The following is a 15,621-nucleotide window of genomic DNA, read 5'->3' on the forward strand; positions in this document are numbered from 1 at the left end:
ACCAATACTTAGCTCGCCCTCACAAAGCATGCACAAAGCAAAATAAAGTTCCCTATCCACTCACACATAAATGCAGCAAAATTATATTCGGTATAAAGAAAAAGTCAATTGTCTTTCGTGAGAAGACTTTGATTTTATAAAAAATAGTTTACTATCTTCTAAGGAAGAAAAGAACTATTACATTATTTACAACTAAAATCTATTTTCCTTATTATGTATTTAATTTGTTATCTCAATAAATTAGAATGACATCTGTTTCTTTTGATTCCACTGCACCATGTACCGGAAATTATTATCCCGTAAGTCCTCTCCATACGGAATCTATAGAGGCTCCTTTTCCTGAAAGTAGAATTCATGGTCTGACCATATCTTCTCGAGATCCTTTGTCTCATCTAGAAATCCTTCCCTATCGCCCCTCTCCGCAAACATGTAAGGATTACCTATGTTCAATAGGAGAAAAAATCAGTTTATTCTTAAGAAATAACTGGAAATATATCCTATTATATATTCTTGCCTGGGTCATTATACTGGCTTGCCATCATACTATGGCTGCAACTTTAACCATATGGTTGGGTATTGGTTTAGGTGCGGGTGTAATCTTTGGTATTTTCACATCTAGTGCATTAGATCGTAAAAACGCATACAAAAATATTAATAGTATATGGAATCTAATGAACTATGGGTTACAACAACTTGATCCGAATGGAACACGTCAAATCCTTTTAGCTACAATTATTGCTTCCATATCTTCTTTAATTTATGCAATTCCTGAGGCAATTGGATTTGCTATTGGTGCAACGATCGGAAATCAAATAAGTATTTTGACTATCTATGGGCTACGTTTGGGAAATAATAACTATGTAGCAGATCAAGAAACCTTTAATAAAAAGATAGAGAACATTCAAAGTGCTCTTAATCACTATCAGTTGATTAAAAATCAGATGATTATACAACAACAAATTTCAGAAATTGCGCAACACCACAATAATATAGAACTTACTGATGCTTTACACACACTACAATTACAGATGAATTCTCCGCTACCCTATATTTTTGATTCTCCCTACGGGAATGGTGGTCTCCTACATTTTGGTAATCCCGAACTAGTTATTGCTACTGCTAACCAACGGATTCTTGCGTTATCATATACACTAATGAATCTGCGTCAAGAACCTAATTGTATCATTGAGAATTGACATTGGAACCATTACATCATTCCCATTGTTTAAAAAAGCAACATCGAATTTGTCAAATATTGTTCCCTGAGCCATTCGATCAAGATAATTTATATGCTTCTATACTAAAAATGGGAGAGCTTTCTAGAGAATTTGATAAAAGTAAACTTGTCAGAGAGAATCTTGTAGTAGGTTGCCAGAGCGATCTTTACCTTTATGAAATTTGTCAAGAGGGTCGTTTATTTTTCTTCACTCATACAGAATCTTTAATTTCTTCTGGAATTGCATCAATGTTTGCAGATATTTATTCTGGAGAATTTCCAGAAACGATTTTAACCTGCAAACCCTTTTTCTTTGATAAATTGAGTCAATATCTATCCCTTGGCAGAAAAACAGGAGGAGAAGCTCTATACCTGCGTATGAAGCAAATTTCCGTACGCCATTTAAAACTTTCCTCTCCTCTATCTATAGAATAAGATGGATATCACTTGCTTGTGAGTAGCTGATATGTTAGCATATGCTTTCTTAATTCTGGGGCAGTAGCTCAGTGGTTAGAGCCGCGGACTCATAACCCGTTGGTCACAGGTTCGAATCCTGTCTGCCCCATTCTTATCGATCTCTCTTTATCTATAGGCTAGGTTTATTGTGGCTGTTTTTTATCACGGCGTAATGTTTAGATAAGGACTTAATCATACACATGTGTTTTCTTGAAAAAGGCTATTGCGTGTCTACCTTGGATTACAAGAAGAATCTTTAAAATCTCTCCAGGGATAAACGGTAATGTGCCTAACTTCAATCCCTGTATAATATCGATTGTGGAAGTAACTCCTGTGAAATACAAATAGCAAGCCAATCCTAAAGTACCACATGCTAAAATAATGCCTGCTCCTATGGACAAGATAATAGCTAGCTTAAAATTACTACCACTATGCCGACGATGAAGAATAGATATACAGGCTGCTGCTAAAGGGAAAGCATATAAATATCCTGCTGTGGGGCCACAGAAATTTGCAATACTCCAGAGGGAATTACAGAACACGGGAAAAATTAATCCAAACATAAAGTATGTAAGGACACTACCTGCAGCTCCTAATGGAGAAGCCATAATCCCCAAACAATAAATTCCTAAAGTTTGAAAAGTAATGGGTATAGGAGTGAAGGGAAGAGTCAAAGTAATTTTAGCTAATAACGTAAGAAAAAGAGCGCCCTCAAAAATGTAAAGCAGAGAGCGTATGCTCTCTCTTTTTCTTGTCAAAGATTTTTGTTTTAAACAATAGCTCATATTCCCTCCATGGTTTTTATGCCGAGGTTCTGTAATATCTCAAATTGTTTATTCCATTAACTAATTCTCATGAACAAGTTACCCTGAGATTAACTCGAAAAAAGCATCTCTTCAAAAGTTTATTTCTCGGACAAACAATGAAGAGTGTTAATAAAATAAAGACAAAATTTACACTGTTCTTTCTATTTAGAGATAGTAAAATACGCTGATATGGAAAAAACAGATAGAATTACAACAGAATGAGATGCGATCTATGAGAATCGACGCATGATTATATCCTTAGCATATTTTTCTCTTTGCCAAGAGAGTAGGTCTTTTTTGAATTCTAATTCTTTTTCTCTTAATTCTAGTTCTCTATAAGCATAATCCCAGTCCTTAGTACGATGATTCTCTTGCCACAATTTGACGATTTCATCGAGTTTTTGCAACAAAACATCACAGGAAAGATCTTTGTCTGTTAACTCATCAGACGGCTTATGTAAATCGGTTAAAATTTTTTCACATGCTTGTAGAAGTTTTTTTCCTGAATCTGAAGATTTTATGAATTCCATAATCTGTATGTCGTTCTCAAAACATTCATTTTGACACGCCATTAACAAATCTTGATATAATTCTTGGCCTTCCTCTAAGAAGACTTGGAACAATCCATCAAGTTGCATATTCAAGTCGCTAACAATGTTTTCTTTATTGACTATAGGGGTATCTACTGTTTCAATTTGAGTGTTATCTTCGGTAAAAATAGGGGAACATAGTGAAAGTATAAAAGCTAAGTTACAAATAAAAAATCTTTTAACCATATCTACTCTTCTTTAATTGATTTTCATTCATAAATTCAAACAAAACAAACTATAGAATACAGAAATCAAAAATAAAAACTCATTATTAAAAAAATAATATTCTATAAAGAAAAAATATAGCTGCATCCATGCCAAGATATTTCTAGAGAAAACTCAGAATATATTTCTTGTTTTTGTGAATGTTGTTCTTCTTCTTATTTCATGAATACAGATCGCTTTGACTTACTTGTAGAATGTGTTGTGCAGCAACATAGCAAATGTAATACACAAAAAGCTGATAGATAAATCATGGAGACCCACATAAAAGCATATAGAACGAACATGGTCAACCGTGTTATCCCTATTTTTGATAGGAACTTATACATCCGATTAAAAAGAAAAGCTCCTAGTAAAAAATATAGAAAATCCTTCTTACAAATCAGATGTGGTGGTTCTTTAATTAAAGGAAATTTAAAAAGAGATTGTGAAGGCAATGAGAAAGTAATTTGATGAGATCGATACATGAGGTCAGTTTAGAACACAAGTAGCATACACAAGGGAAGAAAAGATGAACCGCAAATCATTTAAAATCAATAAGAAAGAAAGCAAAAGAGATCCGTTTTGTAAGTAGTGTATCATATAGAAACACATGCTTGCGACCACTGTGCCATTCTCTCGACTACTTCTGTTAACGAGCATTGTTGATAAAAATCCCTCTTAGATAAAGGTAAACGCAAAACAAAGTGACTTATTTCTTTCTTGTAAGCAAGTAGAGCTTTAATTGCTATGGGATTAGTTGTTTGACTCATCCAATGGCAGATTTCTTTCCACAATAAAGTCTGAAAAGGATCTCCGCAATAATTCACATACTCTTTAGTTTCTTTTGGCCAACTGTTTGATAGAACAGAAATTAATCCACAAGCTCCCTCAATATACATCTGTGGCCATAAACTATCATCTCCACAATAAAGCATGAGTTTATCGTCTATAGAGGCATATTCACGAAATTTTTCTATTGATCTTCCGGAATCCTTAATTCCTGAAAAATGAGGATGTTGAATCAAAGCCCGTACAGTCTCCGTATATAAAGGAGTCCCTGCTCTTGAAGGAATATTATATAAAATTGTAGGTCGATTCGCTATATTTAACAAAGATTCAAACCACAGGGTTTGCCCATGAATTCCTGGATTTGTATATATGGGGCACGTGATTAAAAACCCTGTAATAGGGTAATCTCGACACCAATATATCCACTCAGAAGCTTCATGCAAAGATGTTCCTGCAACGCCAACAACTAAGGGAACGGTTAAGCCACAATTACAAGCAAAGGCTATGATATCTTTTTTTCTTTGGAAGTTAATGAAAGGCTCTCCCCTGTACTTCCTAGAAGAATAATTCCGTTTCCCTCTTTTTCTTGTCGAAATAGCAATTGCTTTAGACTAGGAAAATCGATTGAACCATTAGGCAAAAAGGGGGTAACACATGCAGTAAATAATTGCATTCTTTCTCCTAAGCTACAGCAAAGTCTTGTTTAACAACATAAGCATTATGCAATTGTTCTACAATATTTCCTGCTAAGTTTTCTGGTACAGCTAAGCTTAATGTTGTACTACTTTGAAAATAACAGCATACGGGAGAAGGATAATTACGAAACTTATCTGTTACTGCGGCAACAATCTTAGTAGAAACTAGACCAGAACCAATCATTGTAACGAGTGCTAAATCATGCAAAATATGTACGGATCCCAGGTGAGATAATTGATCACACAATTCGCAAATAACACTCTGGGGGACTTCATCATTATCGGTAATAAAAGATATTGTAGCGTTTTGTAATGTCATTAAGTCAGGCAAGATATGATAGATCTCCAGTAAACGTAAAATCTCATCTAAGCTTATAGTTGCAAGTACACTACAATCTACGGACCATAAACATTGATTCTGGCGTAAAGACAAAGCTTTCACACGAACACCATAGCTTGTGGCTTTATCTGCAGTATAGATTCTGGTGCCTCCTTTGGTTATATCAAAAGTAGATGTAACAAAAATAGGGATTCCTGCGCGTATACAAGGAGATAGCATAGGAGGATAAAGAATTTTAGCTCCAAATGTAGCTAAATGTTGCATCTCTTCAAAACTTAATTCTGGGATTAATTGGGCATCTTTGATGATCCTAGGATCCATGGTATAAATCCCATTAACATCGGTATAAATATGGACTTCATTTGCTCCACTCATTTCTGCAATTAAAGCTCCGGTGTAGTCACTGCCTCCTCTTCCCAATAAAGTTGTTTCTCCTAAAGAATTTGCCCCAATAAATCCTTGAGTAATGTAGCTGGTTTCTAAAGGCAAACTTAATTTATCCCAATTTCTGTGCATTCTAACAATATCTGGAGTAGCACAATCATAAGAAGTATTATCAGTTAATATGACCTTACGTGCCTCTAAAAATTCTATTGCAAATCCTTGCTTATGACAAAACGCCTGAAATAGAGATGCTGATAAATCTTCCCCTAGAGCAAGAATCTCAGAACGATCTTTTTTACAGATTTCTTGTTTATCTACATAGGAGTAGAGTTTGTTGATCCAAGTATCTAAGGAAAATGTTATCTGTAATTCTGTGATAATTACTTGATGTCTTTGTTCGAAATCTCTAACAATCTTTTTACGTTTCTGTTTAGGAGTCGAGCAGAATGTATCTAATAGATCTGTGATACCTGCTATAGCACTGACGACAATAAAACGAGGCTTGTTTTCACAAACAATATCAGATGCTTTACGAATGTTTTCTGCTCTTCCTAGACTTGTTCCACCAAATTTATATACTACTGAGAGCATGTATATTCTCCAGAGTATTGACTATGAAAAGTGTTGATATTAGCGAGTAGGGCTCCGGCAGCACCCCGGACAAGATTATGTATCAATACATTCATTTTAATTGTTTTATGATTCCCTCCGTAAGTGATGGGCCCTATATGGACACGCATATCATCATGACTAAGATCTTTCCTTGGTTGAGGGTGCCAGGGAGAGTCATATAATCTATATGTCTCGGGGAAATCTTGATTCCTTTTATGATAACAGTGTTGGATTTCTTCGATTTCTACAGAATCCTGAAAAATCACATGTATTGTTAACATGTGTCCAAATACTACTGGGACACGATGTACAGTAATAGATATAGGAAAATCGGCTGGTGTATCTTCTGTCCCTAAGATTTTTAAAATCTCTCGAGTGATTTTTTCTTCCTCCCCGGGAATATATGGGACTATATTACCTAAAAGATCCATTGAATCTACTCCTGGATATCCTGCTCCACTAGCGGATTGTAATGTAACAACATGTACCTGAGCTATACCAAAATCCTGTAGAGGAAATAGCGCTAGAGCTATACCAGAAACACAACAATTAGAATTTGTGATTATTTTACCTGGAAAGGGTTGTTGATTCAATAACCTCAAGTGTCCCTGATTTATTTCAGGAATTAAAATAGGAACTTTGGGGTGCATTCTAAAAGCTGCTGCATTTGAGAAAACCAGCTTCCCTTGGGATAAGCAATATGTTTCTAATACTTTTGCAGGTGCTTCAGGTAAAAAAGAAACAACAACATCAGCTTCAATCTCTTCGACACTACAAAAAGATAAATGTTTCATGCTCTCAGGCATGGGTCCCAAAGATTCCTGCCAGATACAGGCTGAGCCATACTTTTGATTATACTTCGATGAAGAAGCTACAACCTCAGTAATATTCCAAGGGGACCGCTTATGCAAAAGAACTACAAATTTTTGAGCGACAAGCCCAGTAGCTCCTAAAATAGCTAGGCGCATTGGTTAGCCTCCTGAAATTATATCCTACCATCAACAGATAATGAATAAGCATACATAATGACATAGAACATAAGAAAAAGGCTCTTTTCATTTAAAGATTGAGGAACCCAAGAGGAGGTAATTGTAATAATCGATTTGCTTTTTAAGCAAGTACTGTTCTCTTATATAAAATCCCTTAGTCCAGACTCTATTCCATAATATCCTGGGCCTGGAGATTCTATACGTAACCAATCTAAAATACGTAATACCCCTTTAGCAAAAACCTCTCGAGAAAATACTGTATGACGTATGGTGATTTGCTCTTGATCACTAACAAAAGTTACTTCGTGCTCACCGGGAACATTACCTACACGTAATGCATGTAGCTCAATAGACTTGCCATGGTTACTTTGATTCCCTATAGAATATTCTTGCTGCCATTCCTCATGCTTTACTTGACAAAGAGTGGTTGCTAAATCCCATGCTGTTCCTGAAATAGGTTCTTTTTTCCCTTGATGGTGGATCTCTGTGATGCGAATATCGTAACTGCTATCTAAAATCTTTGCTAAAGCTGCGGATAAACGTTTTTGTACATAGGCTCCCAGGCTTGTATTCGGGCACACTACAATAGGGACATATTGAGCAAGAGAACGAAGTTTATCTTCTACAGTAGATGATGATGTCTGCGTTGTTCCCAAAATGCAAGGTTTTGCATTCTCTAGTAAACAGTCAATCAATTTCTCTGTGAGACCGGAAGAAGAGAAATCAACAAGGACATCACTATTTTCTATAACAAAAGGCAGCGTATGTGGACTTTCTCTGGAAAATCCAGGTCCAATATCGTAAGAAGATCGTGTAGATAAAAGAGTCCGAATCAGAGTCCCCATTCTTCCTGTACTACCAATAATACCTACGCGCATATCTTTACTTAAAAAACTGAATTAAAATCCTGCTATTTATCTTAAGAAGCTTCAAGCCCTACTTGACAAAAACCGCATGCGTTAATAGAATTCCTTTCCTTTTAATTTTTTTCAATATGAATTGTTTTGCATAACACGATCTCAAAAATATAAGTGTTTACTGTGCGTTTAATCATTCATGGTCCATTTACTTTCATCTGCTATATCTGAAGCAACTCCCTACTTGCCTCATTTTATACGTTCTCGTATGCCTCTTTGGTTGGCTCATTGCCCTAGGATTTTTTTAGAGTATTTAGAACAACTGCATCTAGGCCCTGAATTATCCATCAATTTGCCACACATTTTACAAATGATTAAAATGCATGCGGGGTTCTCTCTTTATGCGGCTCCCTCATTAGTTTCTCCAGATCAGTATCTAGCACTATTACATCAGAGGGCTTTCCCTGTAGCGACCTGTCTCCGTTCACTCCAGTGTGATGATTTTTCTCTTTTTCCTGATATCATTCACGATTTATTTTGCCATGTTCCTTGGCTTCTTCATCAAGAGATTGTAGATTTTTTCATAAATATGGGAGAGCTTTTTATTAAAGCCGTACAACGAGCTCGAGCACTCTACCCTGTTCAAGAGGACTACCTGCGTATATTAAATAATAATATCTCGGCAATGACACGAATATGTTGGTTTACGGTAGAAAATGGGCTGATTAAAGAAAAAGGACATACTAAAGTTTATGGTGCTGCCATACTAAGCTCTACTCGAGAACTTACCTATGTCTTCAAAAATAATTCGTTTATTTCCCCACTAAATATAGAACTTATCATTCAACGTCCTTTTTATACATCGACATTACAATCTGCTTTTTTTATTATACGTGATTTTTACGAACTGTATGAAATTTCTAAAATGATGCATCTTTTCTTAGAACAAGGTCGGTTAGACTGTATTAATTCTGATTCGCACTACATGTATTATCCTGACACAGGACAATCTACGTATGAATTTTCCTGTTCATAGAGATAAAAGAGATAAAATTATCTTTCCCCTATCCCTCTGTTTTTCTTTATTTCTTATCCTATCTAACCTTATTGCATCTTCTCGTCTGATAGTAACTCCCTACTTTACTATTCCTGGGGGTTTACTCCTCTATCCTTTTACTTATGTAATTTCTAATATTGTCAATGAAGCTTTTGGGGCCACCCAAACACGACTTATGGTCTTCTACGCATTCTTAGGGAATCTTTTTGCATTATGCGTATTAAAAATTTTCTCTATATTCCCAGCCGCATCTCCTGAAGTATCTCATGCATGGCACACAATCTTTGATACTAGCCCCATAGCATTTTTCTCTTCATTTATTGCATTCATAATTTCTCAACAACTTGATATTACTTTATTTCAATTATTGAAGCGCTGTCTGCCTCAATTTCCCCCTTGGTTACGTAATTATTTTTCGAGTTCACTATCTCAAATCATTGATACCATTATCGTGGACATGGGGGTCATCTACATAGGGATGCACTATTCCTTTACACAAACTTTACAAATTATGACCTTTTCTTATCTGTATAAGATTTCTTCTAGCACTCTTTTACTACCCTTATTCCACTTGAGTATAAAAAGAATTCTTAATGAATCTAAAATAAAAACAAGATAAAAAAGAAATTATTTTTTATAATGGTTAATAATTTTTTATTACTTTTTGCGGAAAAGCAATAATAAATATATATTATGGCCTCATCTTTATATACCCATCCTGTCAAGACATCCCTGTCTCGTAATCCATTCGAGTCATGGCTCTCTCCTCGCGAGAAAAAAACCGAAATCCCGCCACTTATTCAATGTAAGACTTTGACAGTAGGAAAAGGATCATTTCAGGAAGCTTCTTTAATAGAAAAGGTGTGTAGAGTAGTTCTGACTATTTTTCTTATTGTTATAACCCTAGGACTCATCCTCTGCTTCTTATCCGCACAAAACATTTTAGATTTGGATATACAGCCTGCCTGTGAAGAACCAGAGGCAATGATATCCACTCCTAGGACAAGTCTTCCCATGAAGGATAAATTGAATCCGTCCGCTATAATTACTTCTACTAGACCCTCCTCACTCGATTTAATTCCTAGAGATAGCTGGGACAACTATACTATTGTCCACCATTGTCAGAAATTGCATGCGCGTTACCCTAAACTTTTAGTGCAAGGTCCTCAGCCTATCGCCTCCTGTTTTTCATTAGAAAGACTGCTTTTTCTAGATTTACACCTATACAATCCGCTTACTGGGGTATTTTTAAATCAACCCGATATGTCTATATGCGAACACAAGAATTATAATCACCTCTATCTGGAAGATACCCCTTGCGATTCTCTTAGGATATTTGCCTACCCTTTATGGCATCATCCTCTAGCAACTACTGAAAAAGAAATCATGCAAAAGATGCTCACTATCAGTAATACTCGTCATGCGGAACTTTCTCATTGGTGCTTAGTTATAGTGAATCTAGACCTCCGAGAGGTTGTCTACTTTGATAGTTTATCTGAATTCATAAACAATAAACTTATTAATCCTACGCTCACATCTATAGCAAAACGCCTAGGGAAACAATTTCCATTATCTCCGGGTAGACAAAAACCCTTTACTATTAAAAAAGTTGTACAAACTCCAATTCAAAGCGATGGCTTTTCCTGTGGTGTTTGGATTACTATCTTCCTTGAGAGGTATCTAGAAAATCCTCAAAATATCCCTGAAATCCTTAATACTCTCCACTCTCAAAAGCATAAGATTCTAAGAGACTTCCTAGATAAAGCTAGCAATCCCCAACAACAGCTATCATCTATAATTCACCCTTGCTTGGATAACAAGTAATATCCAAAACAATACAGAGTATTCTTATTTTATATATCCATGCTTCTCTTTGTAACCTTATTGACTTTCTAACACATCTATGTTAATAACATTTGCGTTCATTTAGAGTCTCTGGATCACATTCTATGGAAAATAGTTCTCGAACGTTGTCCTTTCAGGATATTCAACAAATCTACAATACGTCTCTTTTTGAACTTATTCACCAAGCAAATTCCATACTACGCCATAATTTTCCTCATTCAGAACTACAAACTTGTCATCTTATTTCCATAAAGACTGGCGGATGCGTAGAAGATTGTGCTTACTGCGCACAATCTTCTCGCTACCAAACGCCTACACGTCCCGAACCCATGATGAAAATTACTGATGTCTTAAAAAAGGCAAAAGAAGCAATAGATGCGGGTGCATCAAGAATATGCTTGGGAGCCTCGTGGAGAGAAGTTAAAGATGATCACCAATTTGATCGCACTTTAGAAATGGTTAAAAGCATAACACAAATGGGTGCAGAAGTATGCTGTACTTTAGGAATGCTCACACCAGCACAAGCAGAAAAACTCTATAATGCAGGTTTATATGCATATAATCATAATTTAGACTCTTCTGAGGAATTTTATAAAACAATCATTACCACACGCAAATATGAAGATCGTTTAAAAACATTAGATGTGCTGGATCACTCAGGTATTCATACCTGCTGTGGAGGTATTGTGGGTATGGGAGAATCTCCTGAGGACCGTATTTGTCTTCTACATACCCTAGCCTCAAGAGAACACACGCCTGAATCTATTCCCATTAACATTCTTTGTCCTATAAAAGGTACCCCATTAGAAAACCAACCTAAAATATCCTTTTGGGAAACATTACGTACCATAGCTACTGCGCGAATCGTCTTTCCACATTCTATAGTTCGCCTTGCAGCTGGACGTGCCTCTCTTTCTATCGAGCAACAGACCTTGTGTTTTATTTCAGGAGCAAATTCTATCTTCTATGGAGAAAAACTTCTCACCGTAGAGAATAATACTGTAGACGAAGATACAGCTATGTTTCAATTACTCGGTATGCGACATCGTCCAGCATTTGTTACTCCACGGGGGCAACCATGTCCATCTTCTCTCTTCTAGAAGAACGGCTAAGGAAACAAAAACACCGCCATTTATTCAGGTCTCTATTGTCTCCTTCTAACCTTACAGATTTTACGTCTAATGATTATTTAGGATTTTCGCGATCTCCAGAATTAAAAGATATATTCCACGCAGCATTTACCTCTCTTCCTTCTCTAGGATCTACAGGATCCCGCTTGTTGACTGGACATTCAATACTAGCAGATGAAACAGAACAATACGTAGCTTCCTACCATAATATGGAGAGTGCCTTAATATTTAATTCTGGATATACTGCCAACCTAGGGTTAATTTCTACTTTAGTTTCTCATCAAGATCGGGTTATTTATGATTTATATATCCACGCATCGATTCACGATGGAATCCGTCTTTCGAAAGCTCAGAAAATACCTTTTCGCCATAATGACATGCAGCATCTGGAAAAACGCCTATCCCAACCTTTCTCGGGGAATACCTTTGTCTGCGTGGAATCCATATATTCCTTGCACGGATCCATAGCTCCTTTAACTACATTATGTGAATTATGCAAACTTTATGGTGCCTACCTTATTGTTGATGAAGCTCATGCTCTTGGAATTGTTGGTAGCAAAGGTGAAGGTTATGTAACATCTTTAGGCCTTCAAAATGACGTAACAGCAACTATATATACCTTTGGGAAAGCTCTAGGAATACATGGTGCAGCTGTAACAGGAAGCGCCTTACTGAAAGAATACCTTATAAATTTCTGTCGTCCATTTATTTATACTACAGCACCACCTCCTCATTTCTTTAAAGCAATTCACCTTGCCTATCAATATAATAAAACAGCAGCTACTCTTAGGGAAAGGCTCCACAGTAGAATATCTTATTTACAGACACAAGCTATGAACCTTACTGAATCTGCTTTTCAGAAAAATTCTCACACTCCTATTCAACCTCTATATATTTCAGGAAATGTGCGTGCTCGCATCACAGCAGAACAATTTCGAACAGCAGGATTCGATGTACGACCTATTGTTAGTCCTACAGTGAAACAAAAAGAGGAGCTATTACGGATCTGTCTCCATGCGTTTAACACACAACAAGAAATTGATGATTTTCTAAATTTACTTAATGATATTCAAACAAGCTCATGCAAATTATCATTGCAGGAATCCACACAGAAGTAGGAAAAACTTTAGCAAGTGCTATTCTTACTTCTCTATTACGTGCAGACTACTGGAAACCTATACAATCGGGATCCTTAGACAATTCTGATAGTCACCAAGTACAAAAACTCTCGGGGGCAACATGCCATCCTGAAGCGTACCGATTTATTCATCCTCTTTCTCCCCACCAAGCAGCAGAATACGAAGGTATCCACATTGATAAAAATTCTTTTTCTCTTCCCAAAACAGACAGGCCTCTAATCATTGAAACTTCAGGAGGATTTCTTTCTCCTTGTACTTCAACTACTTTACAAGGAGATCTCTTCTCGAAATGGCCTTGCTCATGGATACTTGTAAGTAAAGCCTATTTGGGAAGTATAAATCACACTTGTCTCACTGTAGAAGCTATGCGACGTCGCAAACTAAATATTTTGGGGATAATTCTTAATCAATATCCTAAACACGAAGAAAACTGGTTACTGAAAACAACACAACTATCCTGTTTAGGACGATTGAATTACGAAAACTCTATTTCAAAAGACACTGTAAAAAAATACGTCTGCCTATGGAAACCATATTTTCAAACACTTCAAATAATTCCATCTCTAAAAAAATGCAGATATCGAAAATCTGGCATCCCTTTACTCAACCAGAGTTAGATGGTGACCCCATACATATTGTACGAGGCGAAGGACCTTATTTATATACAACTACAGGAGAAACCTACCTTGATGCTATATCCTCATGGTGGTGCAATCTCCATGGGCACTCTCATCCTTATATCGCCAATACAATTGCTGAACAGGCTCAAAAACTTGAACATGTCATGTTCGCGAACTTTACTCACACACCTGCGGAACAGCTTTGCGATAGGCTAGTAAAAATTCTACCCCAAGGATTAGAAAAATGCTTTTTTTCAGATAATGGATCCTGTGCCATAGAAGTCGCTATTAAAATAGTCATACAATACTTCTTCAATCGAAACAAAAAACAATCACGTTTTGTCTCATTCAAACAAGGGTACCATGGAGATACTCTAGGAGCCATGTCTTTAGCAGGACCATCAGATATCACCCTACCTTTTCACTCTTTCTTTTTCCCCGTTGATACGATTCCTCCTCCCTATTATGGGAAAGAAGAGGAGTCTATAAAACAAGCAGAAGCATTATTTTCTACAGGAGAAATTGCTGGATTTATTTACGAACCTACTTTACAGGGAGTCGCGGGAATGCGACTACATAATCCTGAAGGTTTGAATCAAATCTTACAGTTAGCTAAACATTATGGAGTCTTATGTATCGCTGATGAAATCCTAACGGGGTTTGGGCGCACAGGTCCTTTATTTGCCTCTCAATCTATGCAAACACCTCCCGATATCCTCTGCCTATCTAAAGGACTCACGGGAGGGTTTTTACCTCTCGCTGTTACCGTAGTGCGCGATGAAATTTATCAAGCGTTTGTTGGGAAAGATAGACGCCAAGCTCTATTGCACGGACATACATTTACAGCCAATCCCCTAGGATGTGTAGCTGCATTAGCAACTCTAGATCTTACGCTATCTTCCCAATGTACACAACAACGAGAAATGATTGAAAAATGTCATAAACAATTTCAATCTCGTTATGGTCAACTTTGGGAACGCTGCGATGTATTAGGAACTATTCTTGCTGTAGATTATCCTTCTTCATCGACAGGATATTTTTCTAATGTACGCGATATTCTTCATAATTTTTTTATACAAAATCATATTATCTTGCGTCCTATAGGAAATACTGTGTATGTTCTACCTCCTTATTGCATTCAAGAAGAAGAACTGAATAAAATTTATCATTATCTTCAAGAGGCACTATGCTTAGATCTCAGATAACAACATTTGTATCATATGCTCCGCATTGGGAACTCCTACTCAAACGTATTGTTGCCTCTGCTAGTATACATAGTAAATGGATCAACACATTGTCATTTTTAGAAAATTGTGGAGCCAAAAAAATTTCTGCAAGCGAACATCCAACACAAGTAAAGAAAGAAGTTTTAAAACATGCGGCCGAAGAATTTCGCCATGCTTTTTATTTAAAAAAACAAATCTCCCGCATTACCTCGGAACCATTTTTAAACTACTCTTTAGAAAGTATGCTTGGGGGTAATATAGCAAAGTACTATCTTCACCTTTTAGATTTGCGTATATCAAAGGTTCTTAGACATCGTTACCATCTCAACAATCAAACATTAAAAACTACAGCATATATTCTAGTGACTTCAGCCATAGAAATGCGCGCTTTTGAACTCTATCCTATTTATCATCAAATCCTCAAAGATACAAACAGTGCTATCACAATTAAATCTATCATTTTAGAGGAACAAGAGCACCTAAAAGAAATGGAAACAGAATTATCCACGCTTCCCTATGCTTATGAGCTTCTATCTCAAGCATGTGCATTTGAAAGCGCTCTCTGTGAACAATTCATCAACCGTTTGGAAACCTCTCTTTTACATACAGAAAAGTTACTAGAAACATCCCAATAAGATTTGCTTGAAAGATAAAAACACTTCTTGC

The 15,621-nt window shown here is 36.4% G+C and carries 15 protein-coding genes, 1 tRNA gene and 1 pseudogene; 11 read left to right on the top strand and 6 right to left on the bottom strand.

Annotated elements, in window-relative coordinates; translation table 11 throughout:
- Positions 1-245: 245 nt before the first annotated feature.
- From RT28_RS02295 to RT28_RS02305, 3 genes are all read left to right on the top strand, one after another.
- Positions 246-1,196, top strand: a complete 951-nt coding sequence (locus RT28_RS02295) for a membrane protein (protein ID WP_038500638.1) — start codon at positions 246-248, stop codon at positions 1,194-1,196.
- A gap of 2 nt (positions 1,197-1,198) precedes the next feature.
- Positions 1,199-1,651, top strand: a complete 453-nt coding sequence (locus RT28_RS02300) for a SufE family protein (RefSeq protein ID WP_020356379.1) — start codon at positions 1,199-1,201, stop codon at positions 1,649-1,651.
- Positions 1,652-1,708: 57 nt separating this feature from the next.
- Positions 1,709-1,781 (top strand) — tRNA-Ile (locus tag RT28_RS02305).
- Between the two features lie 79 nt (positions 1,782-1,860).
- On the opposite strand, the gene RT28_RS02310 is transcribed toward RT28_RS02305, so the two are convergent.
- The 6 genes and pseudogenes from RT28_RS02310 to dapB form a co-directional block, all read right to left on the bottom strand.
- Complete coding sequence (locus RT28_RS02310) at positions 1,861-2,457, bottom strand: biotin transporter BioY (RefSeq protein WP_038500641.1); 597 nt, start codon at positions 2,455-2,457, stop codon at positions 1,861-1,863.
- 251 nt (positions 2,458-2,708) lie between these two features.
- Complete coding sequence (locus tag RT28_RS02315) at positions 2,709-3,254, bottom strand: hypothetical protein (RefSeq protein ID WP_038500645.1); 546 nt, start codon at positions 3,252-3,254, stop codon at positions 2,709-2,711.
- A gap of 614 nt (positions 3,255-3,868) precedes the next feature.
- Positions 3,869-4,734 (bottom strand): annotated as a pseudogene (gene dapA / locus RT28_RS02320) (4-hydroxy-tetrahydrodipicolinate synthase).
- Positions 4,735-4,742: 8 nt separating this feature from the next.
- Positions 4,743-6,071 (bottom strand): aspartate kinase, encoded by a 1,329-nt coding sequence (locus RT28_RS02325; protein WP_020356383.1) that lies wholly within the window; start codon positions 6,069-6,071, stop codon positions 4,743-4,745.
- Positions 6,059-7,060, bottom strand: coding sequence for an aspartate-semialdehyde dehydrogenase (gene asd / locus RT28_RS02330; RefSeq protein WP_020356384.1), 1,002 nt, complete (start codon positions 7,058-7,060; stop codon positions 6,059-6,061). Before asd ends, RT28_RS02325 begins: the two co-directional genes overlap by 13 nt.
- Before the next feature lie 161 nt (positions 7,061-7,221).
- Entirely contained in the window at positions 7,222-7,959 is a 738-nt protein-coding gene (gene dapB, locus RT28_RS02335) for a 4-hydroxy-tetrahydrodipicolinate reductase (protein WP_020356385.1), read from the bottom strand.
- Between the two features lie 178 nt (positions 7,960-8,137).
- Here dapB and RT28_RS02340 point away from each other — a divergent pair, with 178 nt between their 5' ends.
- From RT28_RS02340 to RT28_RS02375, 8 genes are all read left to right on the top strand, one after another.
- Positions 8,138-8,974: a hypothetical protein gene (locus RT28_RS02340; RefSeq protein ID WP_038500648.1), complete on the top strand. Its 837-nt coding sequence runs from the start codon at positions 8,138-8,140 to the stop codon at positions 8,972-8,974.
- Entirely contained in the window at positions 8,955-9,614 is a 660-nt protein-coding gene (locus RT28_RS02345) for a queuosine precursor transporter (RefSeq protein WP_020356387.1), read from the top strand. Before RT28_RS02340 ends, RT28_RS02345 begins: the two co-directional genes overlap by 20 nt.
- Before the next feature lie 74 nt (positions 9,615-9,688).
- Positions 9,689-10,819 carry a Ulp1 family isopeptidase gene (locus tag RT28_RS02350; protein WP_038500651.1) on the top strand — a complete coding sequence of 377 codons (1,131 nt, stop codon included), beginning with the start codon at positions 9,689-9,691 and terminating at the stop codon, positions 10,817-10,819.
- A gap of 125 nt (positions 10,820-10,944) precedes the next feature.
- Complete coding sequence (gene bioB / locus RT28_RS02355; RefSeq protein WP_038500654.1) at positions 10,945-11,940, top strand: biotin synthase BioB; 996 nt, start codon at positions 10,945-10,947, stop codon at positions 11,938-11,940.
- Positions 11,919-13,088: an aminotransferase class I/II-fold pyridoxal phosphate-dependent enzyme gene (locus tag RT28_RS02360; protein ID WP_038500657.1), complete on the top strand. Its 1,170-nt coding sequence runs from the start codon at positions 11,919-11,921 to the stop codon at positions 13,086-13,088. Before bioB ends, RT28_RS02360 begins: the two co-directional genes overlap by 22 nt.
- Complete coding sequence (gene bioD, locus RT28_RS02365; RefSeq protein WP_020356392.1) at positions 13,052-13,726, top strand: dethiobiotin synthase; 675 nt, start codon at positions 13,052-13,054, stop codon at positions 13,724-13,726. The genes RT28_RS02360 and bioD overlap by 37 nt, the downstream gene beginning before the upstream one ends.
- Complete coding sequence (gene bioA / locus RT28_RS02370; RefSeq protein ID WP_020359292.1) at positions 13,681-14,934, top strand: adenosylmethionine--8-amino-7-oxononanoate transaminase; 1,254 nt, start codon at positions 13,681-13,683, stop codon at positions 14,932-14,934. The genes bioD and bioA overlap by 46 nt, the downstream gene beginning before the upstream one ends.
- Positions 14,916-15,590, top strand: a complete 675-nt coding sequence (locus RT28_RS02375) for a hypothetical protein (RefSeq protein WP_020356395.1) — start codon at positions 14,916-14,918, stop codon at positions 15,588-15,590. The genes bioA and RT28_RS02375 overlap by 19 nt, the downstream gene beginning before the upstream one ends.
- Positions 15,591-15,621 lie beyond the last annotated feature (31 nt).

Origin of the sequence: Chlamydia avium 10DC88, assembly GCF_000583875.1 — a bacterium.
Classification (GTDB): domain Bacteria; phylum Chlamydiota; class Chlamydiia; order Chlamydiales; family Chlamydiaceae; genus Chlamydia; species Chlamydia avium.